We start from the raw sequence: 24,246 nt of genomic DNA, 5'->3' as shown, positions 1-24,246 counted from the left end.
GCCATGAAAAAGCCCCGTGGAGGCAGCCAGGGCTGCGCTTCACGGGGCCTTGGGGCCGTTGCCGGCGCCGGATCAGGCGGCAGCCAACTGCGCGTGCAGCTCCTGCACCGAGTACACGTCCAGGTTGTCCAGGTACTTCATGCCTTCCACGGCCGCTTCGGCGCCGAAGATGGTGGTGAAGGTGGTCACCCGGGCCAGCAGCGACGAGGTGCGGATGGCGCGTGAATCGGCGATCGCGTTGCGGCGCTCTTCCACGGTGTTGATGACCATCACGATCTCGTTGTTCTTGATCATGTCCACGATGTGCGGGCGGCCTTCGGTCACCTTGTTGACCACCTTGACCGGCACGCCGGCCGCTTCGATGGCCGCTGCCGTGCCCTTGGTGGCCACGAGCTCGAAGCCCAGGGCCACGAGCTGGCGTGCGATGTCGACGGCGCGCGGCTTGTCGGCATTCTTCACGGTGAGGAACACCTTGCCCGAGGTGGGCAGCTTGGTGCCCGCGCCGAGCTGGCTCTTCACGAAGGCTTCGCCGAAGGTCTTGCCCACGCCCATGACTTCGCCGGTGGACTTCATCTCGGGGCCGAGGATGGTGTCCACGCCGGGGAACTTCACGAAGGGGAACACGGCCTCCTTCACGCTGAAGTACGGCGGCGTCACTTCCTTGGTGATGCCCTGCGAGGCCAGCGTCTGGCCGGCCATGCAGCGCGCGGCCACCTTGGCCAGCTGGATGCCGGTGGCCTTGCTCACGAAGGGCACCGTGCGCGAGGCGCGGGGGTTCACTTCGAGCACATAGATCACGTCCTTGCCGTCGACTTCCTGGATGGCGAACTGCACGTTCATCAGGCCCACCACGCTCAGGCCTTCGGCCATGGCGGCGGTCTGGCGCTTGATCTCGTCGATGGTCGGCTGCGACAGGTAGTACGGGGGCAGCGAGCAAGCGGAGTCGCCGCTGTGCACGCCGGCCTGCTCGATGTGTTCCATCACGCCGCCGATGAAGGTGACGCCTGCGGAGTCGCGCACGCAGTCCACGTCGCACTCGATGGCGTTGCTCAGGAACCGGTCCAGCAGCACGGGCGAGTCGTTGCTCACCTTGACGGCTTCGCGCATGTAGCGCTCCAGGTCGCGCTGCTCGTGCACGATTTCCATCGCACGGCCACCCAGCACGTAGCTGGGGCGCACCACCAGGGGGTAGCCCAGGGCGGCAGCCTTTTCCAGGGCCTCGGGTTCGGTGCGGGCCGTGGCGTTGGGCGGCTGGCGCAGGCCCAGTTGACCCAACAGCTTCTGGAAGCGCTCGCGGTCTTCGGCAGCATCGATCATGTCGGGGCTGGTGCCGATGATCGGCACGCCTTCGGCTTCCAGGCCCAGGGCCAGCTTCAGGGGCGTCTGGCCGCCGTACTGCACGATCACGCCGACCGGCTTTTCCTTGTCCACGATCTCCAGCACGTCTTCGAGCGTCACGGGTTCGAAGTACAGGCGGTCGGAGGTGTCGTAGTCGGTGGAGACAGTCTCGGGATTGCAGTTGACCATGATGGTCTCGTAGCCGTCCTCGCGCATCGCCAGCGCCGCGTGCACGCAGCAGTAGTCGAACTCGATGCCCTGGCCGATGCGGTTGGGGCCACCGCCGAGCACCATGATCTTCTTGTTGTTTGTCGGCTCGGCTTCGCACTCGTCCTCGTACGTGGAGTACAGGTAGGCGGTGTTGGTGGCGAACTCGGCCGCGCAGGTGTCCACGCGCTTGTACACGGGGCGCACATTGAGCGCACGGCGCGCTTCGCGCACGGCCTTCTCGGTGGTCTTGAGCAGCTTGGCCAGGCGGCGGTCGGAGAAGCCCTTTTGCTTGAGCGTGCGCAGCGTGGGCGCGTCCAGCGCCGCCAGGGCGCCCTCGCCCTTTTCAGCGGCCAGCTTGTCGATGTCCAGTTCGATCTTCACGATCTGCTCGATCTGCACCAGGAACCAGCGGTCGATCTTGGTCAGCTCGAACACTTCGTCCACCGACAGGCCCATGGCGAAGGCGTCGCCCACATACCAGATGCGCTCGGGGCCGGGCTCGCCCAGCTCCTTTTCGAGCACTTCGCGGTCCTGGGTCTTCTCGTTCATGCCGTCCACGCCGACTTCCAGGCCACGCAGGGCCTTCTGGAAGGATTCCTGGAAGGTGCGGCCCATGGCCATCACTTCACCCACGGACTTCATCTGCGTGGTCAGGCGGCTGTCGGCGGTCGGGAACTTCTCGAACGCGAAACGCGGGATCTTGGTGACCACGTAGTCGATGGACGGTTCGAACGAGGCCGGCGTGACGCCGCCCGTGATCTCGTTGCGCAGCTCGTCGAGCGTGTAGCCCACGGCCAGCTTGGCAGCGACCTTGGCGATGGGGAAACCCGTGGCCTTGGAGGCCAGTGCCGAGGAGCGCGAAACGCGCGGGTTCATCTCGATCACGACCATGCGGCCGTCTTCGGGGTTGATCGAGAACTGCACGTTGGAGCCGCCCGTGTCCACACCGATCTCGCGCAGCACCGCCAGCGAGGCGTTGCGCATGATCTGGTATTCCTTGTCGGTCAGCGTCTGCGCGGGGGCCACGGTGATGGAGTCGCCGGTGTGCACGCCCATCGGGTCCAGGTTCTCGATGGAGCAGATGATGATGCAGTTGTCCGCCTTGTCGCGCACCACTTCCATCTCGTACTCCTTCCAGCCGAGCAGCGACTCTTCGATCAGCAGCTCGTTGGTGGGCGAGGCTTCCAGGCCGCGCTTGCAGATGGTCTCGAACTCTTCGGGGTTGTAGGCGATGCCGCCACCCGTGCCGCCCAGCGTGAAGCTGGGGCGGATCACGGTGGGGAAACCCACCTGCTTTTGCACGCCCCAGGCCTCTTCCATGCTGTGGGCGATGCCAGAGCGCGCCGAGCCCAGGCCGATCTTGGTCATCGCGTCCTTGAACTTCAGGCGGTCTTCGGCCTTGTCGATGGCCTCGGGCGTGGCGCCGATGAGCTCGACCTTGTACTTGTCGAGCACGCCGTGGTGCCACAGGTCGAGCGCGCAGTTGAGCGCCGTCTGGCCACCCATGGTGGGCAGGATGGCGTCGGGGCGCTCCTTGGCGATGATCTTCTCGACCGTCTGCCAGGTGATGGGCTCGATGTAGGTCACGTCGGCCGTGGCCGGGTCGGTCATGATCGTCGCGGGGTTGCTGTTGATCAGGATGACCTTGTAGCCCTCTTCGCGCAGGGCCTTGCAGGCCTGCACGCCGGAGTAGTCGAACTCGCAGGCCTGGCCGATGATGATCGGGCCAGCGCCGATGATGAGAATGCTTTTGATGTCTGTACGTTTTGGCATGTTGCGTCGATCAGTCGATCGTGGGTTCGGCTGCCTGGGGGCTGGTGGGCGCAGTGGCGGGGGCTGCGGCGTCGCGCCGCACCTTCAGCCTGGCGATGAGCGCCTGCGCGCGCTCGGGCGGCAGGTTCTTCTGCATCAGCTGCAGCAGGCCATCGCCCTGCACCAGGGGAAGCAGCACTTCGGTCTCTGCGTCATAAAACGTCACGTCCCACTCGGCCATGGCTTCGGCAAAGGTTTCGTCGTCCCAGGTCTTGCCCTTGGCCACCAGCGTGACCAGCGGCATCGCCTTGTTCTCGACGAAGGACTTCTTGTAGGGCTTTTGCGACCAGCGTTCGGTGAACCATTCGCGGTGCGGCGACGGCAGGGTCAGCACACGCTTGTGGATGGCTTTTTCGAGCGAGGCGGCGGGGAAGCTGAAGAGTTTCATGGCGCGATTCCTTCGTTGTGCTTACTGGGTGCGCGCGCTGCGCATCGCGTCGGTGAAGCGGTCGAACAGGTAGGCGATGTCGTGCGGGCCGGGCGATGCCTCAGGGTGGCCCTGGAAGCAGAACGCCGGCTTGTCCTTGTGCACCAGGCCCTGCAGCGTGCCGTCGAACAGGCTCACGTGCGTGGCGCGCAGGTTGGCGGGCAGCGAATCCATCTCCACCGCAAAACCGTGGTTCTGGCTGGTGATGCTCACGCGGCCGGTATCCAGGTCCTTCACCGGGTGGTTGGCACCGTGGTGGCTGTGCGTCATCTTGAAGGTCTTGGCGCCAGCGGCCAGGGCCATGATCTGGTGGCCCAGGCAGATGCCGAAGGTGGGCAGGCCGCTCTCGACAATGGTGCGCGTGGCCTCGATGGCGTAGTCGCAAGGCTGTGGGTCGCCAGGGCCGTTGGAGAGGAACACGCCATCGGGCTTCATGGCCAGCACGTCGGCTGCGGGCGTCTGCGCCGGCACCACGGTGACCTTGCAGCCGCGCTGCGCGAGCATGCGCAGGATGTTCTTCTTCACGCCGTAGTCGTAGGCCACCACATGGAACTGCGGTGCCTCGAGCGTGCCGTAGCCCTTGCCCAGCACCCACTCGGTCTCGGTCCACTCGTAGGCAGCCTGGGTCGACACCACCTTGGCCAGGTCCAGCCCGGCCATGTTGGGGGCGGCCTTGGCAGCGGCCAGGGCCTGGTCGATCAGCGCCTGCGTCACTTCCTGGCCTTCGGCCAGGCCGACGATGGCGCCGTTCTGGGCGCCCTTTTCGCGCAGCAGGCGGGTGAGCTTGCGGGTATCGATGTTGGAGATGGCCACGGTGCGCTCGCGCACGAGGTACTGGGACAGCGTCTCGGTGGAGCGGAAGTTGCTGGCAATGAGCGGCAGATCCTTGATGATCAGGCCTGCGGCATGGACCTTGTCGGCTTCGATATCCTCGGGGCTGACGCCGTAGTTGCCGATGTGCGGATACGTCAGGGTGACGATCTGCTGGCAGTAGCTCGGGTCGGTAAGGATTTCCTGGTAGCCGGTGATGGAGGTGTTGAACACCACTTCGCCGACGGTGGTGCCGGTGGCACCGATCGAATTGCCGATAAAGACCGTGCCGTCTGCGAGCGCCAGGATGGCGGGCGGGAAGGTTCCCTTGAGAGACAAAAGCACTGGGTTCTCCGAATGGTTACGGTCGCCCGGAGTCGCAGGAAGTGATCCTGGGACTGCTGTTTGTGGGAGGTTTGCTTTGAGTGCGGCCGGGCGACGTGTTTGCGGGAAAGCCTCCAATTGTAGCCTGAGAGGCCCATCTTTCCGTGCCAGCCCGGTACATTCCCCTCCACTGCCGCTGCTGAAGTGCTCCGCGGCCACGGCGGCACGGCGGCGTGCCCTTTCTCGTTCGCTATTGTTTGTATAGCAAACTTGATTGTAACAAGCAGCGACGATTCCAGCGCCTTGTGACAGAGCAGGACCCGCCTCGGACTGCTACCACCCCACCGCCGCGGCGCAACCGAGAAGCTTTTCACGAACCGACACAACTTCGCGCCGCAGCAGGCAGGACCGGCCAGGGCCCTCCTATAGACTTTGCCGCACCGTAGACACCACAAAGAGAGATGGGATGACCAAGAAGACTTCGATTGCATGGGCATGCGCACTGTTGTCCACCCTGGCCGGCGCGCAGGACCTGGCGGCCTACCCGCAAGTATTCTCGGGCCCGCAAGGTCTGGAGGTGGTGCTGGCACCGACCACGGACGGCAAGGCCGCGCTGATGCGCGTGAGCGGCTTCAACAGCCCCATCGACAAGGTGATCTTCCTGGGCAAGCAGGAGCAGCGCGGTAGCGGCACCGAGGCCTATGTGACCACGCTCGATGGCCGGGACTGGGGCTTGGTGCAGAAGCAGACCAACCGCTACGGCAGTGGCGAGCGCTATGTCACCTACCTGCCGGGCCGCCAGGGCGCGGTGGACCTGTCGTTCGACGAGAAGAAGAGCAAGGCCTTGAACGTAGCCGAGCTCAAGAGCGCCTATGCGCGCCAGCAAAAGGACGGCGTGCAGGAAAAGCTGGCCCGCTTCGACCGCGACAAACACCTGGCGTCGGCACAGACGGACCTGGCCAGCACCGACACCTCGGCCAGCTCCGCCTGCGGCAGCCCAGTGAAGACGGCGGTGGACTGGAAGTCCATCGACGACGACAAGCTCAAGAAGCTCAGCATCGCCAGTTTCTGCGGAGAGGTAGCTTCGCAGATGGACAGCATGTGCAAGAGCAATGCGAGCTTCAAGGCCAAGGCCGCGTCGCTGGGCCAGATCCAGTGCCAGTTCGGCGCAGAGATGAAGTTGCGCGTGGAAGGTCAGAAGCTGGTGTTCACCACCCACCAGGATGCTTCCAACCAGGGTGACTTCATCCAGCAGTTTCTGCGGAACCAGTAATTCACGGCTTTGGCCTTGCGAGGCGGTGGTTCAGCGCCCCGCCTGCAGCGCACACTGCGCCGCACTCGCATGCAGGCAGATGGCAGCGGCCGCGCCCACATTGAGCGACTCCTCCCCGCCCGGCTGGGCGATGCGGATGTGCTGGCTGGCGCGCTCCTGCAGCACGGTGCTCACGCCCTGCCCTTCGTGCCCCATGACCCAGGCGCAGGGCCAGGGCAGATCGGCGCGGTGCAGGTAGTCGCCCTGGTGCGAGCTGGTGACCAGCATCGGCAGATCCAGGTCGGCAAGGTCCTCGGGCGCGAGGCCCTCGACCAGGTCGAGCGCAAAATGCGCGCCCATGCCCGCACGCAGAACCTTGGGCGACCACAGCGCAGCACTGCCCTTGAGCGCCAGCACCTGCCTAAATCCGAAGGCCGAGGCACTGCGCAAAATGGAGCCGACGTTGCCCGCATCCTGCACGCGATCGAGCACCACGGCGGCCACGCCTTGCCGGGGTTCCCGGCCCTCGGGCAGGTCGAGCACGAAGCCCATCTTTGCCGGCGACTCCAGCCCGCTGATGTCGGCAAACAGGGCGTCGGCCAGCACCACGACCTTGGGCGCGGCCTTGCCCCACTCGGGCTGGGCCGTGGGCCACAGCGATTCGGCGAACACCGCCACGGCCGGTGCCACGCCGCGCTCCAGCGCCGCGCGGCACAGGTGGTCGCCTTCGAGCCAGACGCGGCCCTGCTTGCGGTAGGCGCCATTGTCCTGCGCCAGGCGGCGCAGTTCCTTGACCCAGGCGTTGTCGCGCGAATGGATGGCAGTGACGGAAGAAGAGGTCATGGAACGGCAGTGCCGCAGCGCGTCACGCGCCGATGCCCTGGGAAACGGAGAGAGATGATGAGGAGGACTGCACCAGCACCTGAGCCACCGGGGCGAACGAGCGCCGGTGGTGGATGCAGGCGCCATGGGCACGCAGGGCTTCCATGTGCACCACGGTGCCATAGCCCTTGTGGGCCGAGAAGCCGTAGTGCGGAAAATGCTCGTGCACCTCCTTGCACCAGCGGTCGCGGTGGACCTTGGCAAGGATGGAGGCGGCCGAGATGGACTTCACCAGCGCATCGCCCTTGACGATGGCCTCGGACGGCACGTCGAGCCGGGGCAACTGGTTGCCGTCCACCAGCACGCGCACGGGCTTGAGGCGCAGGCCCATCACGGCACGGCGCATGGCCAGCAGCGTGGCCTGCAGGATGTTCAGCTGGTCGATCTCTTCCACACTGGCCTCGGCGATGGCAAAGCACAGCGCCTTGGCACGGATCTCGTCGAACAGGGCCTCGCGGCGCAGCGCCGTGAGCTTCTTGGAATCGTCCAGCCCGGCGATGGGGCGCAGGTCATCGAGGATCACGGCGGCAGCCACCACAGGCCCGGCCAGCGGACCGCGGCCGGCCTCGTCCACGCCGGCCACCAGACCGGGCGGATGCCAGTCCAGGCTCACCTGTTCAAACAGCAGCGGTGGTGGCAAGGATTTTCTCGATCGCATCGGCAGCCAGTTGGGAAGTGTCGCGCCGCAGGCTCGCGTGCAGCGCGGAAAAGCGCTGTTCCAAAGCCGTGATGGTAGCGGGATGCTGCACTTTTGCGTCAAACCATTGCAAGGTGGCGTCGCACAGCGCCTGCGGCGTGGCCGCGCCCTGGATCAGCTCGGGCACCACGAATTCGCCGCACAGGATGTTCGGCAGCCCCACCCAGGGCTGCAGCTGCTTGCGCTTCATGAGCCACCAGCTCAAGGGGTGCATGTGGTAGCCAATGACCATGGGGCGCTTGAACAGCGCTGCCTCCAGCGTGGCCGTGCCGCTGGCGATCAGCGTCACATCGCAGGCGGCCAGCACGGTGTGCGACTGGCCGGTGACGATCTGCAGCACATCGGCCACACCGTGTGCACGCGCAGCCTCTTCGATGCGCGGTTGCAGCGCGGGCACGGCAGGCACCACCATGCGCAGGTTCGGGCGCGCCTTGCGCAGCAAGGCGGCCGCCGCGAAGAACGCGGGCGCGATGTACTGCACCTCGGCCGAGCGGCTGCCGGGCAGGATGGCCAGCACCTCATCGGCATCAGACAGGCCCAGGCGAGCGCGCGCAGCACGGCGGTCGGGCACCTCGGGGATCACGCTGGCCAGGGGGTGGCCGACGTAGGTGGCGGCAATGCCGTTCTTGGCCAGCAACTCCGGCTCGAACGGGAAGATGCACAGCACATGGCCTGCACTTCTGCGAATCTTCTCGATGCGGTCGGCGCGCCATGCCCAGATGGAGGGGCACACGAAGTGCACGGTGGGAATGCCGGCAGCACGCAGGTCGGCCTCCAGCGCCAGGTTGAAGTCGGGCGCATCCACGCCGATGAAGATGTCGGGCCGGTCCGCCAGCAGGCGGGTGCGCAGCGCTTTGCGGATGCCCAGCAGCTCCCGCAGGCGGCGCAGCACCTCCATGCTGTAGCCGTGCACGGCCAGCTTGTCGCTGGGCCACCAGGCCGCAAAGCCGCGTTTGGCCATCTGCGGCCCGCCGATGCCGTGCGCCGTGGCGGCAGGCCAGCGGGCCTGCACACCGTCGAGCAGCAGGCCGGCCAGCAGGTCGCCCGAGGCCTCGCCTGCGACCATCGCCACGCGGGGCGCCTTGTCCATCATTCGGCAGTCTCTTGGGTGAGGGATCAGCGCGCGATGCCGTGGGCGGCGCTGTCGAGGAAAGCATCCAACAGCGCCACGTCACCGGCCGCCTCGGGCATGTCACCAGGCAGGGCAAGAATCTGCTTGCGTGCTTCGTCCAGGGTCAGCCCCTGGCGGTACAGCAGCTTGTGCATCTCGCGGATAGCGGCAATGCGCTGGGCCGAAAAATCGCGCCGGCGCAAGCCCACCAGGTTCACGCCGCGCACGGCCAGCGGGTTGCCGTCCACCACCATGTAGGGCGGCACGTCCTTGCTGACGTGGCTGGAGAAACCGACCATGGTGTGCGCGCCGATGCGCATGCGCTGCAGCACGCCCGTGAGGCCGCCTACGGTGGCCCAGTCGCCCACCTCCACGTGGCCGGCCAGCGTGGTGTTGTTGGCCAGGGTGGTCTGGTGGCCAATGGCACAGTCGTGCGCCACATGCACATAGGCCATGATCCAGTTGTCGTCGCCCACCGTGGTCTCGCCGCGGTCCTGCACCGTGCCGGTGTTCAGCGTGCAGAACTCGCGGATGGTGTTGCGGCTGCCGATCACCAGGCGCGTGGCTTCGCCAGCGTACTTCTTGTCCTGCGGGGCCGCGCCCAGCGAAGCGAACTGGAAGATGCGGTTGTCCTGCCCGATGGTGGTGTGGCCCTCGATGACGCAGTGCGCGCCCACCGTGGTGCCGGCACCGATCACCACGTTCGGGCCGACCACGGCATAGGGGCCCACCTGCACCGACGGGGCCAGGCGGGCGCCATCGGCGACGACGGCGGTGGGATGGATATTGCTCACGTTCGACAACCGGCGAAAAGAGGTCAGTTGACGCTGCGCATGGTGCACATGAGTTCGGCCTCGCAGGCCACTTCTTCACCCACGCTGGCCACGCCCTTGAACTTCCAGATGCCGCCGCGCACGCGGTCGATGGTGATCGACAGGATGAGCTGGTCGCCAGGCTCCACGGGGCGCTTGAAGCGCGCGCCATCGATGCCCACGAAGTAGTAGATGTTGTTCTCATCGGGCACCTTGCCCATGGCGTCGAACGCCAGCAGCCCGGCGGCCTGGGCCAGGGCTTCGAGGATCAGCACGCCGGGCATCACGGGACGCCCCGGGAAGTGCCCCATGAAGTATGGCTCGTTGAAGGTGACGTTCTTGATCGCCTTGATGCGGGTGTTGCTCTCCAGCTCCAGCACCTTGTCCACCAGCAGGAACGGGTAGCGGTGCGGCAGTTGCTTGAGAATCGCGTGAATATCCATCATCGAGTTGTTCTTCCGTTCATGCTGCCTTGAGAGCCTGCTCGAGCGCCTTGATGCGATCGCGCAAGCTGTGCAGTTGTTTCAGTGTTGCAGCGTTTTTTTCCCACCGCGCATTGTCGTCGATGGGGAACATGCCGGTGTACTGGCCCGGCCGCGTCAGCGAGCGGGTGACCACCGTGGCCGCTGATATGTGCACATTGTCCGCCAGCGTGAGGTGGCCCAGGACAATGGCACCCCCACCCACGGTGCAGTGCGCGCCGATGGTCGCGCTGCCGGCCACGCCGACGCAGCCGGCCATGGCCGAGTGCTTGCCGATGCGCACGTTGTGGCCGATCTGGATCAGGTTGTCGAGCTTGACGCCGTCCTCGATGACGGTGTCGTCCAGCGCCCCGCGATCAATGCAGGTATTGGCCCCGATCTCCACATCGTCACCGATGCGCACCGCGCCCAGTTGCTCGATCTTGACCCACTGGCCCTTCTCGGGCGCAAAGCCGAAGCCGTCGGCACCGATCACCACACCCGCATGGACGATGCAGCGCTCGCCGATGCGGCAGTCCTCACCGACCGTGACGCGGGACTTGAGCACCGTGCCCGCGCCGATGTGCGCACCCCGTTCGACCACGCACAGCGGGCCGATGGTGGCGCTGGGATGCACCCGCGCCGACGCATCGACCACGGCGCTGGCATGCACACCGCCCTGCCCTGCGGGTGCCGTGTGCTGGCGCCACAGCTGCGTGGCGCGGGCGAAGTAGACATAGGGGTTGTCCGCCACGATGCAGGCGCCGCGTGCCACGGCAGCCTCGCGCATGGCAGGCGCCACAATGACACAGGCCGCCCGGGAGGCGGCCAGTTGCTGCTGGTAGCGGGGGTTGCTCAGGAAACTGAGGTCACCCGGCCCCGCAACCTCCAGGGGCGCGATGCGGGAGATGGGGGTGTCACCCGTCCCTCCCTCCAGCGAGCCACCCAGCGCATCGACGATGTGCCTGAGAAGCAAGCTCACGCGCCACCTGCCGGGTTGCGCTGCCGGTGCTTACTTGGCGGCAGGCGCGGCATTGAGCGCCTTGATCACCTTGTCGGTGATGTCGTGCTTGGGGTTGATGTACGCGGCTTCCTGCAGGATCACGTCGTACTTCTCGGCCTCGGCCACCTGCTTGACGACCTTGTTGGCACGGTCCACAACGGCAGCGAGCTCTTCGTTGCGGCGGGCGCTCAGATCTTCCTGGAACTCGCGGCGCTTGCGCTGGAAGTCGCGGTCCTGGTCCACCAGCTGGCGCTGGCGGGTATTGCGCTGGCTTTCGGCCAGGGTCGGGGCTTCGCGTTCGAACTTCTCGGAGGCGGTCTTCAGGGAGTTGCCCATGTCCACCAGCTCTTTTTCGCGGCGAGCAAATTCCTGCTCGAGCTTGGCCTGGGACGCCTTGGAGGTGTTGGCTTCGCGGAAGATGCGGTCGATGTTGACCAGGCCAGCCTTGAACGATTCTTGCGCCTGTACGGGCGCGGCCATGGCAAACGTGCCGAACAGCAGGGCCAAGGCGAAATGGCGGGAAAGGGATTTCATTAGAAAGACGTTCCAATCTGGAATTGCAGTTTCTGGATTCTATCGCCAGCAAACTTGCGTACCGGTTGTGCAAAGGCCAGGCGCAGCGGGCCCAGCGGGGAAATCCAGCTCAGGCCCAGCCCCACGGAGGCTCGCATGTCGCTGGCGGTTACTTTTTCATGCTCGCCATACACATTGCCTACATCCATGAAGGTGAAGACGCGCAGCGTACGGTCGTTGCCCGCACCCGGGAAGGGTGCGATCAGCTCGGCATTGAGGGTGACCTTCTTCGGGCCACCCAGGGAGGAGCCCGTCACGTCGCGCGGGCCCAGGGTGCCCTGGTCGAAACCACGCACCGAACCCAGGCCACCCGAGTAGAAGTTCTTGAACACCGGGAACGGCCGGCCGTTCATGCCCTTGCCGATGCCCAACTCGCCGTTGAAGGCCAGCGTGAAGCGCTTGTTGAGCGGCACGTACTGCTGGTACTGGTAGTTGGCGCGCACGTAGCGTGCATCGCCCGCCACCGACCACTCGGAGTTCACGCGCTGGTAGCGGCCCGAGTTGGGGGCCAGCGCGCTGTCGCGGTCATCGCGCGACCAGCCGATGGTCAGCGGAATCGAGGTGCTCTTGTAGCCGAAATTGTCGGCATAGGCCAGGTAGGTGGCCGGGATGTTGGTGCCGGGCTTGATGGTGGTCTGCTCCAGGCCACCACCGAAGAACACCGTGTCCGTCTCGCTGAAGGGCACGCCAAAGCGCATAGATCCACCGGTGGTCACCAGCTGGTAGTTGCCGCCCTGGTCCTCGTACGGCTTGTCGGTGCGGTAGTACAGGTCCACCGTGCGCGAGATGCCTTCATCGGTGAAGTACGGGTTGGTGGTGCTGAACACCAAGGTGCGGCGGTATTTGCTGGTATTGACGTCCACGCCCAGGTAGTTGCCCGAGCCGAAGAAGTTCTCCTGCTTGATGCCGAAGGACAGGGCCACCTTCTCGGCACTGGAGAAGCCCACGCCCATCTGCAGCGAACCCGTGGGCTTTTCGGCCACGTTGATCACCAGGTCCACCTGGTCGGGCGAGCCGGGCACTTCCTGCGTCTCGACGTTGACTTCGGTGAAGAAGCCCAGGCGGTCCACGCGGTCGCGCGACAGGCGGATGCGTTCGCCGTCGTACCAGGAGGCTTCGTACTGGCGGAACTCGCGGCGGATCACTTCGTCACGGGTGCGGTTGTTGCCGCTCACGTTGATGCGGCGCACATAGGCGCGTCGCGAGGGCTCGACCTGCAGCACCAGGGCCACGCGGTTGTTCTCGCGGTCGATCTCGGGCACGGCCTCCACGCGCGCAAAGGCAAAGCCGAAGCGACCGAAGTACTCGGAGAAGGCCTTGGTGGTTTCGGTCACCTGGTCAGCGTTGTAGGGCTCGCCTGCACGGATGGTGATCAGCGACTTGAACTCGTCCTCGCGCTCCAGGTAGTTGCCTTCGAGCTTGACGCCCGAGACCACGTAGCGCTCGCCTTCGAACACGTTCACGGTGATCGAGATGCCCTGCTTGTCCGGCGAGATGGCGACCTGCGTGGACTCCACACGGAACTCCAGGTAGCCGCGCTGCAGGTAGTAGGTGCGCAGGGTTTCCAGGTCGGCATTGAGCTTGGCGCGCGAGTAGCGGTCGGACTTGGTGTACCAGCTGAGCCAGCCACCCGTGTCCTGGTCGAACAGGCCCTTGAGCGTGGATTCGCTGAAGGCCTTGTTGCCCACCAGGCGCACTTCGTTGATGCGCGCGGGCTCGCCCTCGACCACCGAGAACGTGAGGTTCACGCGGTTGCGCTCGATGGGCGTCACCGTGGTCACGACTTCGGCGCCATACAGGCTCTTGTTGATGTACTGGCGCTTGAGCTCCTGCTCGGCGCGGTCGGTCAGCGCCTTGTCGTAGGGGCGGCCTTCGGTCAGGCCCACTTCGCGCATGCTCTTCTTGAGCGCATCCTTGTCGAACTCGCGGGTGCCCGCGAAATCCACGTCGGCAATGGTGGGGCGCTCTTCGACCACCACCACCAGCACGTTGCCCGAGGCTTCCAGGCGCACGTCCTTGAACAGGCCCAGGCCGAACAGCGCGCGGATGGCCGCAGCGCCCTTCTCGTCGTTGTAGTCATCGCCCACACGCAGGGGCATGGAGGCGAAGATGGTGCCGGGCTCCACGCGCTGCAGGCCCTCCACGCGGATGTCCTGCACCTTGAAGGGCTCCAGTGCCCACGCCGCGTTGGCGACAAAGACCATGGCTGCAATGGCCGATGCGGTACGCACGCCCAGGCGATTGATTGGATTTTTCATGAATGAAGCTGGAGCCGCTCTTGCAAGGCAAGGGCGGAAAAATGGTTAGCCAAAAAGCCGGGTGATATCGTTGAACAGGGCAATGGACATCATGAGGAGCAGCACTGCGACACCGCCGCGCTGCAGCCGCTCCAGCCATGCGTCCGACACTTGCTTGCCCGTCACGCCCTCCCAAAGATAATACATCAGGTGCCCACCGTCCAAAACAGGCAGCGGCAGCAGGTTCAGCACACCCAGGCTCACGCTGATCAGCGCCAGGAACACCAGATACTGCGTGAGGCCCAGGCTGGCCGAGCGGCCGGCATAGTCCGCAATGGTCAGCGGCCCGCTGAGGTTCTTGAGGGAAGCCTCGCCGATCACCATGCGGCCCATCATCTTCAGGGTGAGCAGCGAAACGTCCCAGGTCTTCACCACACCGGTCCAGAAACCCTCGAGCACGCCGTATTCAACGGTTACAAATTCGGGGGGCGCACCAACGTAGGCGCCGATGCGGCCCACCGTGGCACCGAGCTCGGGCTGGGCATCGGGCAGCACGTCCAGCGTGAGCGAATTGCCCGCACGGTTGATCAGCCAGGGCTGCGACAACGGCTCCGTGCCGCGCATGGACTGGCGGATCAGCTCGCGCAGCTGCTGGCCATCGACCACCTCGGCGGCACCGATCCTGAGCACCACGTCGCCCTGCTGCAGGCCCGAGCGCTCTGCCGCGCCCTTGGCCACCACCTCACCCAGCACCGGCCGGGTCCAGGGCCCCAGGATGCCGATCTTGCGGAACAGCTGGGCATCGGCCTCGCGGGAGTCGATTTTCGACATGTCCAGCACCAGCTCGCGGTGCGCACCGTTCTGCGGCTGCACGTCCAGGCGCACGGATTCGCCCTCCAGCGCGCCACGGGTCAGCAGCCAGCGCAGGTCTTCGAACGAGCGCACGGGCTCCAGCTCGTCCGACCCCAGGGCGGCGCGCTGCACCAGTTCGCCGCCACGCAGGCCGGCCGCCTGTGCCACCGAGCCGGCCACGGGGCTGGCCAGTACAGCCTTGGGCTCCTCCACGCCGTTCCAGTTGACGATGGAGTACAGCAGCACCGCCAGCAACAGGTTGGCGATGGGACCCGCCGCCACAATGGCCGCGCGCGAGCGCAGGGGCTGGGTGTTGAAGGCCAGGTGGCGCTCTTCGGGCGGCACGGGCGCCTCGCGCTCATCGAGCATGCGCACATAGCCACCCAAGGGGAAGGCGCCGAGCACGAACTCCGTCGGCGAGCCCTTGGGCCGCCAGGTGAACAGCGGCTTGCCAAAGCCCACCGAAAAGCGCAGCACCTTGACGCCGCAGGCCACGGCCACACGGTAGTGGCCGTACTCGTGCACGGCAATCAGCAGCCCCAGGGCAACGACAAAGGCAACAAGGGTCAGCAACATGGAAGGCTCCGTGGGTCAACAGGGACAGCAGCGGCGGCCATCGGATGGGGTCGGTCAGGCGGCCAGCAGGCCGGCGGCCTGCTCTGCCGCCCTGCGCGACTGGGCGTCCAGATCGAGCAGCGCTGCCAGCGAATCCGGCTTGGAGGGGGAAACCGCGTCCAAAGTTGCAAGATTGACGGCATGGATATGGTCGAAACGCAATCTGCCCGACAGAAACCGCCCCACCGCCACCTCGTTGGCGGCATTGAGCACGGCCGTCGTGCCCTCGGCGGCCTTGAGCGCCTGCCAGGACAGGTGCAGACCGGGGAAGCGGATGGCATCGGCATCCTCGAAGGCCAGCGCGCTCAGGGCCGAGAAGTCGAGCCGGCTGGCACCGCTGGCAATGCGCTCGGGCCAGGCCAGGCCCACGGCGATCGGCACGCGCATGTCGGGCGTGCCCAGCTGGGCCAGGATGGAGGAATCGTTGAACTGCACCATGGAATGGATGATCTGCTGCGGATGGATCACCACCTTGATCTGGTCGGGCGCCAGGTCGAACAGCCAGCGTGCCTCGATCACTTCGAGCGCCTTGTTCATCATGGTGGCCGAATCGACCGAGATTTTGCGCCCCATCGAGAAATTGGGGTGGGCGCAGGCCTGGTCGGGCGTGATCTGCGAAAGCGTGGCCGGGTCGCGCTGGCGGAAGGGCCCGCCGGACGCGGTCAGCAAAATGCTGTCCACCCGGTCCGGCCAGGTGGCAGGGTCTTCGGGCAGGCACTGGAAGATGGCCGAGTGCTCGCTGTCGATGGGCAGCAGGGTGGCCCCGCCCTCCTTGACCGTCTGCATGAACAGACCGCCGCCCACCACCAGGGCCTCCTTGTTGGCCAGCAGCAGGCGCTTGCCCGCGCGCGCAGCGGCCAGGCAGGGCGCCAGGCCGGCCGCGCCCACAATGGCGGCCATGACCGCATCCACATCGGGGTGCGAGGCAATGGTTTCGAGCGCGTCGGCCTCGTACAGCACACGGGTGGCCAGGCCATTCTGGCGCAGCTTGTCCTCCAGCGCACGGGCATGGGGCGCGCTGGCCATGACCGCAAAGCGGGGGGTGAACTGCGCGCATTGCGCCAGCATCAGGTCGACCTGCGTGGCCGCGCTCAGTGCAAAGATCTCGAAGCGTTCAGGGTGGCGCGCCACCACGTCCAGGGTACTGGTCCCGATGGAGCCGGTGGAGCCAAGAACGGTAAGCCGTTGTTTCATAAAGGGGTCGTCAGGCTCGTGAGCATCATGGCCAGGGGAAGGGTGGGCAGCAGGGCATCCACGCGGTCGAGCACGCCGCCGTGGCCAGGCAGCAGGCCACTGCTGTCCTTGACGCCGGCGCTGCGCTTGATGAGCGATTCCACCAGGTCACCGGAAACACTCATCGCCGTCATGAACAGGGCCGCCACCACCAGCAGCCACCAGCCCTGGCGGGCCATGCGGCTGTAGAAACTGAGCACCTCGGCCTGCCAGTGGGCATCGGCCGCCACCCAGGCGAACGAAAGCACCAGCACGCCCGCCAGGCCGCCCCACACACCTTCCCAGCTCTTGCCGGGGCTGATGGCGGGGGCCAGCTTGCCCTTGGTGAAGCGCAGGCCGAAGGCGCGGCCCGCAAAATAGGCAAAGATGTCGGCCACCCACACGAGGACCAGCACCGACAGCAGGAAGTTGATGCCCACGTGGCGCGCCTGCACCACCGCCAGCCAGGCCAGCCACAGGGCAAGCACGCCGGCCACCAGGCGCACCGCCGCCGGGATGCGTGGCCAGCCGGGCACACCCGCGCGCAGCAGCCAAGCAGTGCCCAGCACCCACAGGGCCCCGCCCACGATCCACAGCACCGTCAGCGGCTGGGTGAGCCAGCCCAGCGCCCACGAGCCCAGGCACAGCGCCATGCAGGCGGCGCCCACGGCGAGCGAGCCCGCCTGGCCAAAGCCGCACAGCCGGCCCCACTCCCACGCGCCGGCGGCCATGAGCACCAGCACCACCACGGTAAAGGGCAGGGGCGAGCCGTAGAACAGCGCTGGCAACAGGATGGCCAGAAGGACAAGGGCAGTGATGACGCGCTGTTGGAGCATGGGGCCTTTTCAGCCCGGCATCGGATCGGGATGCGCGGACAGGGTGATCTGTTCTGAGGTTTTGCCGAAGCGGCGCTCCCGCGCACTGTAAGCCGCAATGGCTTCGTCCAGTGCGGATTCGTCGAAATCCGGCCACAGCCGGTCACTGAAGACCAGCTCCGAATACGCGATCTGCCACAGCAGGAAGTTGCTGATGCGCATCTCGCCACCGGTGCGCACGACAAGGTCCGGGTCGGGCACGTGGGACATGCCCATGGCCGCATTCAGGCTGGCTTCGGTGATCGGCTCGCCCTTGGCAGCCAGGGCCGCCGCTGCCTGGGCAATGTCCCAGCGCCCGCCATAGTTGAAGCAGACGTTGAGCACCAGGCGCGTGTTGTGGGCCGTGGCGGCCTCGGCCTGGGCCAGGCCACCCTGCACCTTGGGCGACAGGCCCGTGCGCTCGCCCACGAAGTACAGGCGCACGCCGTCCTTCATGAGCTGGGGCACCTCGCGCGCCAGCGCCATGGCCAGCAGCTCCATGAGGCCGGAGACCTCATCGGCCGGCCGGTTCCAGTTTTCGGACGAGAAGGCGAAGACGGTGAGCACACCCACGCCGCGCTGCACGCAGGCGCGTGCGCAGCGGCGCAATGAATCAACCCCTTGCTTGTGGCCAGCCAGGCGCGGCAGGAAGCGGCGCGTGGCCCAGCGGCCGTTGCCATCCATGACGATGGCAATGTGGTGTGGCACCACCGGAGATACTGGCATGCGAATGTTCGAGCCTCTGGCTCAAACCGCCATGATTTCCTGTTCCTTGGCCGCCACCAGCGCATCGATCTCCAGGATGTGGCGGTCGGTGAACTTTTGCACGTCGGCTTCGGCGCGCTTTTGGTCGTCTTCGGAAGCCAGCTTGTCCTTGACCAGCTTCTTGACCGCCTCGTTGGCGTCACGGCGCAGGTTGCGCACGGCGATCTTGGCGCTCTCACCTTCGGTGCGGGCCAGCTTGGTCATTTCCTTGCGGCGCTCTTCGCTCATGGGCGGCATGGGCACGCGGATCAGGTCGCCCATGGAAGCGGGGTTCAGGCCCAGGTCACTTTCGCGGATGGCCTTTTCGATCTTGGCGCCCATGCCCTTTTCCCAGGGCTGCACGCTGATGGTGCGCGAGTCGATCAGCGCCACGTTGGCCACCTGGGAGAGGGGCACGAAGGAGCCGTAGTACTCGACCTGCACGGAGTCGAGCAGCGAGGGGTTGGCGCGACCCGTGCGGATCTTCTGCAGGTTGTTCTTGAAGGCCGAGATGGACTGGTCCATCTTGGTTTCAGCGTTTTTCTTGATGTCGGCAATCGTCATGTTTTTCTCCTCGGGGCAGACCAGAGACGGGCAGGCGCGCAGCCCACCCGTGCATCGTCATCAGGCGTAAACCAGCGTACCCTCGTCCTCGCCCATCACCACGCGCTTGAGCGCGCCGTGCTTGATGATCGAGAACACCCGCACCGGCAGCTTCTGGTCGCGGCACAGGGCAAAAGCAGTCGCATCCATGATGCCCAGGTTGCGGGACATGGCCTCGTCGAAGCTGAGCTTCGTGTAGCGCGTGGCCGTGGGATCCTTCTGGGGGTCGGCAGTATAAACGCCGTCCACCTTGGTGGCCTTGAGCACCAGCTCGGCACCGATCTCGGCACCGCGCAGGGCCGCAGCCGTGTCGGTGGTGAAGAAGGGGTTGCCCGTGCCGGCCGCGAAGACCACCACCTTGCCCTCTTCAAGGTACTGCAGCGCCTTGGGGCGCACGTAGGGCTCGACCACCTGCTCGATGGCAATGGCGGACATCACGCGGGCGATCAGGCCCTGCTTGTCCATGGCATCGGCCAGGGCCAGCGCGTTCATCACGGTGGCCAGCATGCCCATGTAGTCGGCGGTGGCCCGGTCCATGCCGACCGAGCCGCCCGCGACACCACGGAAGATATTGCCGCCACCGATCACCACCGCCACCTGCACACCCAGGCGGGTGACCTCGGCGATCTCCTCCACCATGCGCACGATGGTGGCGCGGTTGATGCCGAAGGCGTCATCCCCCATCAGCGCCTCACCAGACAGCTTGAGCAGGATGCGCTTGTGGGCTGGTGCAGCGTTGGACATGGGAAACTTCTCCGGTAGGTGGTGCAGGGCTTGGGTGGGGTTGTTGCAGGGAGCGATCAGGCAGCGGCCTTGGCGGCAGCCACCTGGGCGGCCACTTCGGCGGCGAAGTCGTCAACCTTCTTCTCGATGCCTTCGCCCACCACGTACAGGGTGAAGCCCTTGACGGTGGTGTTGGTGGCCTTGAGCATCTGCTCGACGGTTTGCTTGCCGTCCGCAGCCTTCACGAAGACCTGGTTGAACAGCGAGACTTCCTTGAGGAACTTCTGCACGCCGCCTTCGATGCGCTTGGTCACGATTTCGTCGGACTGCACGGGCTTGCCTTCGGCTTCGGCCTTGGCCTTGTCTTCAGCCGCCTTGGCAGCAGCCACCGAGCGCTCTTTCTCGATCAGGTCGGCAGGCACGTCGGCACTGGTCAGGGCCACAGGCTTCATGGCGGCGATGTGCATGGCCACGTCCTTGGCAGCCACTTCGTCGCCCTCGAACTCGACGACCACACCGATGCGCGAGCCGTGCAGGTACGAAGCCAGCTTGCTGGTGCCGCCGAAATGCTTGAAGCGGCGGAACGACATGTTCTCGCCGATCTTGCCGATCAGGCCCTTGCGCACGTCTTCCAGCGTGGGGCCGAAGCTGTCTTGCTCGTAGGGCAGTGCACCCAGGGCCGCCACGTCGGCAGGGTTGTGCTTGGCCACCAGTTCGGCAGCGGCCTTGGCCAGTGCCATGAAGCTGTCGTTCTTGCTCACGAAGTCGGTTTCGCTGTTCACTTCGATCAGGCCACCGGTGGTGCCGTCGATGAAGCTGGCGACCACGCCTTCGGCGGTGATGCGCGAAGCGGCCTTGCCAGCCTTGGTACCCAGCTTGACGCGCAGCAGTTCTTCGGCCTTGGCCATGTCGCCTTCGGCTTCGGTCAGCGCCTTCTTGCACTCCATCATCGGTGCATCGGTCTTGCCACGCAGTTCGGCGACCATGCTTGCGGTAATTGCAGCCATCTTTATTCCTTCGGTGTTCAGTTCAATCGATTCAGATTCGGGCTAAAAAAAAGGGGGCTAACCAGGAGCCCCGCTTTTGTTCGCGACGGATCGCGCAGCCGGGCTATCAGGCGGCGGCTTCTTGCACTTCCACGAATTCGTCGCTGCTCTCGGACGTAGCGGCCTTCACGACTTCGTTCACGGCATTGGCACGGCCTTCGATGATCGCGTCGGCGATACCGCGGGCGTACAGCATCACGGCCTTGGCCGAGTCGTCGTTGCCGGGGATCACGTAGTCGATGCCTTCGGGCGAGTGGTTGGTGTCAACCACGCCGATCAGCGGGATACCGAGCTTCTTGGCTTCGGCCACAGCGATCTTATGGAAGCCCACGTCGATGATGAAGATGGCGTCTGGCAGCGCAGCCATGTCCTGGATGCCGCCGATGTCCTTTTCGAGCTTCTCGATCTCACGGGTAAACGTGAGCTGCTCCTTCTTGCTCAGGCTGTCCAGGCCGGTTTCCAGCTGGGCCTTCATGTCCTTCAAGCGCTTGATCGAGGTCTTCACGGTCTTGAAGTTCGTCAGCATGCCGCCCAGCCAGCGCTGGTCAACGAAAGGAACACCGGCGCGCAGGGCTTCGGTGGACAGGATTTCGCGGGCCTGGCGCTTCGTGCCGACCATCAGGATCGTGCCGCGGTTGGCAGCCAGTTGCTTGGCGAACTTCTGTGCCTCCTGGAACAGTGGCAGCGACTTTTCCAGGTTGATGATGTGGATCTTGTTGCGATGGCCGAAGATGTAGGGGGCCATCTTGGGGTTCCAGAAGCGGGTTTGGTGACCGAAGTGGACACCGGCTTCCAGCATTTCGCGCATGGTAACGGACATAAGAATACTCCAAAGGTTAGGTCTAAAATCAGCCCCAATATTTGCAACGCCGTGTTTCCCACGACCGCTGCAACACCTTGACAGGGCTGGTTTGCGATTGGTTTTGCTACAAGCCCCACGCACAAAGCGCTACTGCTCCCAGCAAAACCCAAGGATTCTAGCACACCCATGCTCCCCGACCTTCTTGCCACCCGCTCGGCCCTGCGGGCCGGCACCAGCACCCCGGCCGCCGAACTCGAAAGTTGCATCGCGGCAGCAGAGGCGCCGGCCAATACCCACACTTTCCTGCAAACCCATTTCGACACCGCACGCACCGCCGTGGTGCAGCCGGGCATGGCGCAAAGGCCCCTGGCCGGGCTGGCGGTTTCGGTCAAGGACCTGTTCGACATCGCGGGCCAGCCGACGGCAGCCGGCTCCACGGCACTCGCCGACAGCCCCCCGGCGCAGCAGGACAGCCCGGCCGTGGCACGGCTGCGCGCCGCCGGCGCGAGCCTCATCGGCCGCACGAACATGGTCGAATTCGCCTTTTCCGGCGTGGGTGTGAACCCCCACTTCGGCACCCCGGCCGCCTGGGATGCGCGCTTTGGCGCGCTGCCCGGAGAGGCGCGCGTGCCCGGCGGATCCTCCTCCGGCGCGGCCGTCTCGGTGGCCACCGGCGCAGCCTTCGTGGGCCTGGGCTCGGATACGGGCGGATCCATCCGCATCCCGGCCGCGCTCAACGGCATCGTGGGTTTCAAGAACACGCAGCGCCTGGTGCCCACCTCGGGCGCCGTGCCGCTGTCCACCACACTGGACACGGCCTGCGCCATGACGCGCAGCGTGGGCGATGCCATCGTGGTGCACGAACTGCTGTCGGCCACGCGCGTCACGCGCAGCCCCGCCCCATTGGCCGGCTACCGCCTGGCCGTGCCCACCACCCTGTTCCTGGACGGCCTGGACGCCACGGTGGCCCAGGCCTTCGAGCGCACGCTCGCCACCCTGCGCCGCGCGGGCGCGCGCATCGACACCATCGCCCTGCCCGAGTCGGCCCAACAGCCCGCGTACGGTTTCTCGCCGCCCGAGGCCTATGCCTGGCACCGCGAGTTGCTGGCCGCCAAGGGCAGCCAGTACGACCCCCGGGTGCGCGCCCGTATCGAAAAAGGCGCCACGCTCACCGCCTGGGAATACCTGGCCCTCATCGACGCCCGCCACCACTGGCAGCGGCGCATGCACGCCGCCATCGATGGCTACGACGCCCTGCTCTCGCCCACGGTGCCCATCACTGCCCCCACCATCGCCAGCGTGGCGCCGGGCGCAGAGCGCGACGAGGAGTTCTTTCGCGTGAACACCCTGCTGCTGCGCAACACCAGCCTGGTGAACCTGCTGGACGGCTGCGCGTTGTCGCTGCCCTGCCACGTTCGAGGGGAACTCCCGGTCGGCCTGATGGTCTGGCATGGGGCGCTGCGCGACGACGGCGTGCTCAACGCCGGTCTGCGCATTGAAGCAGCACTGCAAGAAAAATAACAATTGCCGTTTGCTGCAAAGCAGCAAACGCAACCCATACTCCCCATTCATGAAGATTGCCATCGTGGGCGCCGGCATCATCGGCGTCACCACCGCATACGAACTGGCCCGCGACGGCCATGAGGTCACCGTGTTCGAGCAGCGCAACGCCGCTGCCGAAGATGCCAGCTTTGCCACCGCCGGCCTGCTGGCCCCCCTGCTGACGACGCCCTGGTCGCTGCCGGGCATGGCCCCGGCCGCGCGGCTCATGGGCGCGCAATCGACCGTGCGCCTGGCGCAGGGCTTCGGCCGTGCCGACGTGTCCTGGCTGTGGCACTGGAAGCGCCTGGCCAAGCGCGGCCCTGGCCCGGCCACCGCACTTGAGCGCCTGGCCCAGTACAGCCTGGCACGCACGCTGGAGATCGCCACCGAACACGAGCTCGACTTCGAGACCAGCCCCGGCCGCCTGCTGCTGCTGCGCACCGAACAGGACCGCGCCCACCTGCAGCCTGCGCTGCAATGCCTGCGCGACGCGGGCGTGGCCGTGCAGGAGATCGATGCCGCCGCCGCCCAGAAACTCGAACCCGGGCTGTCGCCCGAAACACCGCTGGCCGGTGCCATCTCGCTGCCCGGCGCTGCTGCAGGCAACTGCCGGCTGTTCGCACAGCTGCTGCGCCAGGGCACACAGGCAGGGGGCGTGCAGTTTGCCTTTGGCACGCGCGTGGACCGTCTGGCGACCAACCCCATGGGCGTGCTGGTGCAGGGCGAAGCCACGCCGCGCCGTTTCGACGCCGTGGTGCTGTGCGCCGGCATGGCCTCGGCCGCCCTGCTGCCGGCCCTCGGCCTGCCGCTGCCGATGACGGCCGTGTACGGCTACTCCGTCAGCGCGCCGCTGCGCGAAGACACCCACGCCCCGCAGGCCAGCGTGGTCGACGTGCAGCAGCAGATCAGCATCACCCGCCTGGGGCTGCGTGTGCGCGTGGCTGGCGGGGCCGAGCTGGGCAGCGCCGACGCAGAGCACCACGCCCCCACCGTCGCGCGCCTGTACCGCACGCTCAACGACTGGTTCCCTGGCGGCGCACAGCTCTCGGGCGGCGTGCAGACCTGGCGCGGCGCACGCACCCTGCTGCCCGATGGCGCACCCGTGATCGGCGCCAGCGGCATACCCGGCCTGTGGCTCAACACCGGCCACGGCACGGGCGGTTTTGCCCTGGCCAGCGGCAGCGCGCGCGCCATCGCCGACCTGGTGGCCCAGCGCAGCCCCGAGATCAACCTCGACGGACTGGGCTTGCGGCGGTTTTGAGCCTGCGGGGAACAGGTCGGCGCACAATGCAGCGGCCACATTG

The 24,246-nt window shown here is 66.1% G+C and carries 22 protein-coding genes; 3 read left to right on the top strand and 19 right to left on the bottom strand.

What is annotated here, in order from left to right; translation table 11 throughout:
• Nucleotides 1-72 precede the first annotated feature (72 nt).
• The 3 genes from carB to carA are packed head-to-tail and all read right to left on the bottom strand — an operon-like array spanning nucleotide 73 to nucleotide 4,942.
• The gene (gene carB / locus ACSQ9E_RS05595) at nucleotides 73-3,321 is read right to left on the bottom strand and encodes a carbamoyl-phosphate synthase large subunit (protein WP_427999892.1); all 3,249 of its coding nucleotides are present in this window, start codon (nucleotides 3,319-3,321) and stop codon (nucleotides 73-75) included.
• 10 nt (nucleotides 3,322-3,331) lie between these two features.
• Entirely contained in the window at nucleotides 3,332-3,748 is a 417-nt protein-coding gene (locus ACSQ9E_RS05590) for a hypothetical protein (RefSeq protein WP_436217125.1), read from the bottom strand.
• A gap of 21 nt (nucleotides 3,749-3,769) precedes the next feature.
• The gene (carA, locus tag ACSQ9E_RS05585; RefSeq protein WP_436217124.1) at nucleotides 3,770-4,942 is read right to left on the bottom strand and encodes a glutamine-hydrolyzing carbamoyl-phosphate synthase small subunit; all 1,173 of its coding nucleotides are present in this window, start codon (nucleotides 4,940-4,942) and stop codon (nucleotides 3,770-3,772) included.
• Nucleotides 4,943-5,387: 445 nt separating this feature from the next.
• Between carA and ACSQ9E_RS05580 the strand changes: the two genes are divergently transcribed.
• Nucleotides 5,388-6,194 (top strand): hypothetical protein, encoded by an 807-nt coding sequence (locus ACSQ9E_RS05580; protein WP_427999890.1) that lies wholly within the window; start codon nucleotides 5,388-5,390, stop codon nucleotides 6,192-6,194.
• A gap of 30 nt (nucleotides 6,195-6,224) precedes the next feature.
• On the opposite strand, the gene ACSQ9E_RS05575 is transcribed toward ACSQ9E_RS05580, so the two are convergent.
• From ACSQ9E_RS05575 to rpsB, 16 genes are all read right to left on the bottom strand, one after another.
• On the bottom strand, nucleotides 6,225-7,016 hold the full coding sequence (locus ACSQ9E_RS05575) for a TrmH family RNA methyltransferase (protein ID WP_436217123.1): 792 nt from the start codon (nucleotides 7,014-7,016) through the stop codon (nucleotides 6,225-6,227).
• Nucleotides 7,017-7,038: 22 nt separating this feature from the next.
• Nucleotides 7,039-7,713 (bottom strand): ribonuclease HII, encoded by a 675-nt coding sequence (rnhB, locus tag ACSQ9E_RS05570; protein ID WP_427999888.1) that lies wholly within the window; start codon nucleotides 7,711-7,713, stop codon nucleotides 7,039-7,041.
• The gene (lpxB, locus tag ACSQ9E_RS05565) at nucleotides 7,673-8,842 is read right to left on the bottom strand and encodes a lipid-A-disaccharide synthase (RefSeq protein ID WP_427999887.1); all 1,170 of its coding nucleotides are present in this window, start codon (nucleotides 8,840-8,842) and stop codon (nucleotides 7,673-7,675) included. The genes rnhB and lpxB overlap by 41 nt, the downstream gene beginning before the upstream one ends.
• Before the next feature lie 26 nt (nucleotides 8,843-8,868).
• The gene (lpxA, locus tag ACSQ9E_RS05560) at nucleotides 8,869-9,666 is read right to left on the bottom strand and encodes an acyl-ACP--UDP-N-acetylglucosamine O-acyltransferase (protein WP_427999886.1); all 798 of its coding nucleotides are present in this window, start codon (nucleotides 9,664-9,666) and stop codon (nucleotides 8,869-8,871) included.
• Between the two features lie 14 nt (nucleotides 9,667-9,680).
• A complete protein-coding gene (gene fabZ / locus ACSQ9E_RS05555; RefSeq protein ID WP_057205621.1) occupies nucleotides 9,681-10,121 on the bottom strand; it encodes a 3-hydroxyacyl-ACP dehydratase FabZ in 441 nt (146 codons plus the stop codon).
• Nucleotides 10,122-10,137: 16 nt separating this feature from the next.
• Nucleotides 10,138-11,118: a UDP-3-O-(3-hydroxymyristoyl)glucosamine N-acyltransferase gene (lpxD, locus tag ACSQ9E_RS05550; RefSeq protein WP_427999885.1), complete on the bottom strand. Its 981-nt coding sequence runs from the start codon at nucleotides 11,116-11,118 to the stop codon at nucleotides 10,138-10,140.
• A 30-nt stretch (nucleotides 11,119-11,148) separates the two neighbouring features.
• Entirely contained in the window at nucleotides 11,149-11,673 is a 525-nt protein-coding gene (locus ACSQ9E_RS05545) for an OmpH family outer membrane protein (protein WP_179681313.1), read from the bottom strand.
• Complete coding sequence (gene bamA, locus ACSQ9E_RS05540; RefSeq protein ID WP_057205615.1) at nucleotides 11,673-13,970, bottom strand: outer membrane protein assembly factor BamA; 2,298 nt, start codon at nucleotides 13,968-13,970, stop codon at nucleotides 11,673-11,675. Before bamA ends, ACSQ9E_RS05545 begins: the two co-directional genes overlap by 1 nt.
• Before the next feature lie 45 nt (nucleotides 13,971-14,015).
• Nucleotides 14,016-15,377 carry an RIP metalloprotease RseP gene (gene rseP, locus ACSQ9E_RS05535; RefSeq protein ID WP_057205613.1) on the bottom strand — a complete coding sequence of 454 codons (1,362 nt, stop codon included), beginning with the start codon at nucleotides 15,375-15,377 and terminating at the stop codon, nucleotides 14,016-14,018.
• A gap of 54 nt (nucleotides 15,378-15,431) precedes the next feature.
• Nucleotides 15,432-16,610 carry a 1-deoxy-D-xylulose-5-phosphate reductoisomerase gene (ispC, locus tag ACSQ9E_RS05530; protein WP_057205611.1) on the bottom strand — a complete coding sequence of 393 codons (1,179 nt, stop codon included), beginning with the start codon at nucleotides 16,608-16,610 and terminating at the stop codon, nucleotides 15,432-15,434.
• Nucleotides 16,607-17,464, bottom strand: coding sequence for a phosphatidate cytidylyltransferase (locus tag ACSQ9E_RS05525; RefSeq protein ID WP_057205610.1), 858 nt, complete (start codon nucleotides 17,462-17,464; stop codon nucleotides 16,607-16,609). Before ACSQ9E_RS05525 ends, ispC begins: the two co-directional genes overlap by 4 nt.
• A 9-nt stretch (nucleotides 17,465-17,473) precedes the next feature.
• Complete coding sequence (gene uppS, locus ACSQ9E_RS05520; RefSeq protein WP_057205608.1) at nucleotides 17,474-18,208, bottom strand: polyprenyl diphosphate synthase; 735 nt, start codon at nucleotides 18,206-18,208, stop codon at nucleotides 17,474-17,476.
• A 21-nt stretch (nucleotides 18,209-18,229) separates the two neighbouring features.
• Nucleotides 18,230-18,790, bottom strand: a complete 561-nt coding sequence (frr, locus tag ACSQ9E_RS05515; protein WP_057205606.1) for a ribosome recycling factor — start codon at nucleotides 18,788-18,790, stop codon at nucleotides 18,230-18,232.
• Between the two features lie 60 nt (nucleotides 18,791-18,850).
• Nucleotides 18,851-19,573 carry a UMP kinase gene (gene pyrH, locus ACSQ9E_RS05510; protein WP_007852283.1) on the bottom strand — a complete coding sequence of 241 codons (723 nt, stop codon included), beginning with the start codon at nucleotides 19,571-19,573 and terminating at the stop codon, nucleotides 18,851-18,853.
• Nucleotides 19,574-19,629: 56 nt separating this feature from the next.
• A complete protein-coding gene (tsf, locus tag ACSQ9E_RS05505; RefSeq protein WP_057205604.1) occupies nucleotides 19,630-20,559 on the bottom strand; it encodes a translation elongation factor Ts in 930 nt (309 codons plus the stop codon).
• A 106-nt stretch (nucleotides 20,560-20,665) separates the two neighbouring features.
• Nucleotides 20,666-21,418 carry a 30S ribosomal protein S2 gene (gene rpsB, locus ACSQ9E_RS05500; protein ID WP_057205602.1) on the bottom strand — a complete coding sequence of 251 codons (753 nt, stop codon included), beginning with the start codon at nucleotides 21,416-21,418 and terminating at the stop codon, nucleotides 20,666-20,668.
• Nucleotides 21,419-21,586: 168 nt separating this feature from the next.
• Here rpsB and ACSQ9E_RS05495 point away from each other — a divergent pair, with 168 nt between their 5' ends.
• Nucleotides 21,587-22,921, top strand: coding sequence for an amidase (locus ACSQ9E_RS05495; RefSeq protein WP_436217122.1), 1,335 nt, complete (start codon nucleotides 21,587-21,589; stop codon nucleotides 22,919-22,921).
• Between the two features lie 49 nt (nucleotides 22,922-22,970).
• A complete protein-coding gene (locus tag ACSQ9E_RS05490) occupies nucleotides 22,971-24,203 on the top strand; it encodes an FAD-dependent oxidoreductase (RefSeq protein ID WP_057205597.1) in 1,233 nt (410 codons plus the stop codon).
• The last annotated feature ends 43 nt before the right edge of the window (nucleotides 24,204-24,246 follow it).

It is taken from the genome of Acidovorax sp. LjRoot118, assembly GCF_964253575.1.
In the GTDB taxonomy this organism is placed as follows: Bacteria; Pseudomonadota; Gammaproteobacteria; order Burkholderiales; family Burkholderiaceae_C; genus Acidovorax.
The sequence above is the reverse complement of the archived record's forward strand: the minus strand, read 5'-3'. Positions and strand labels throughout refer to the sequence as shown.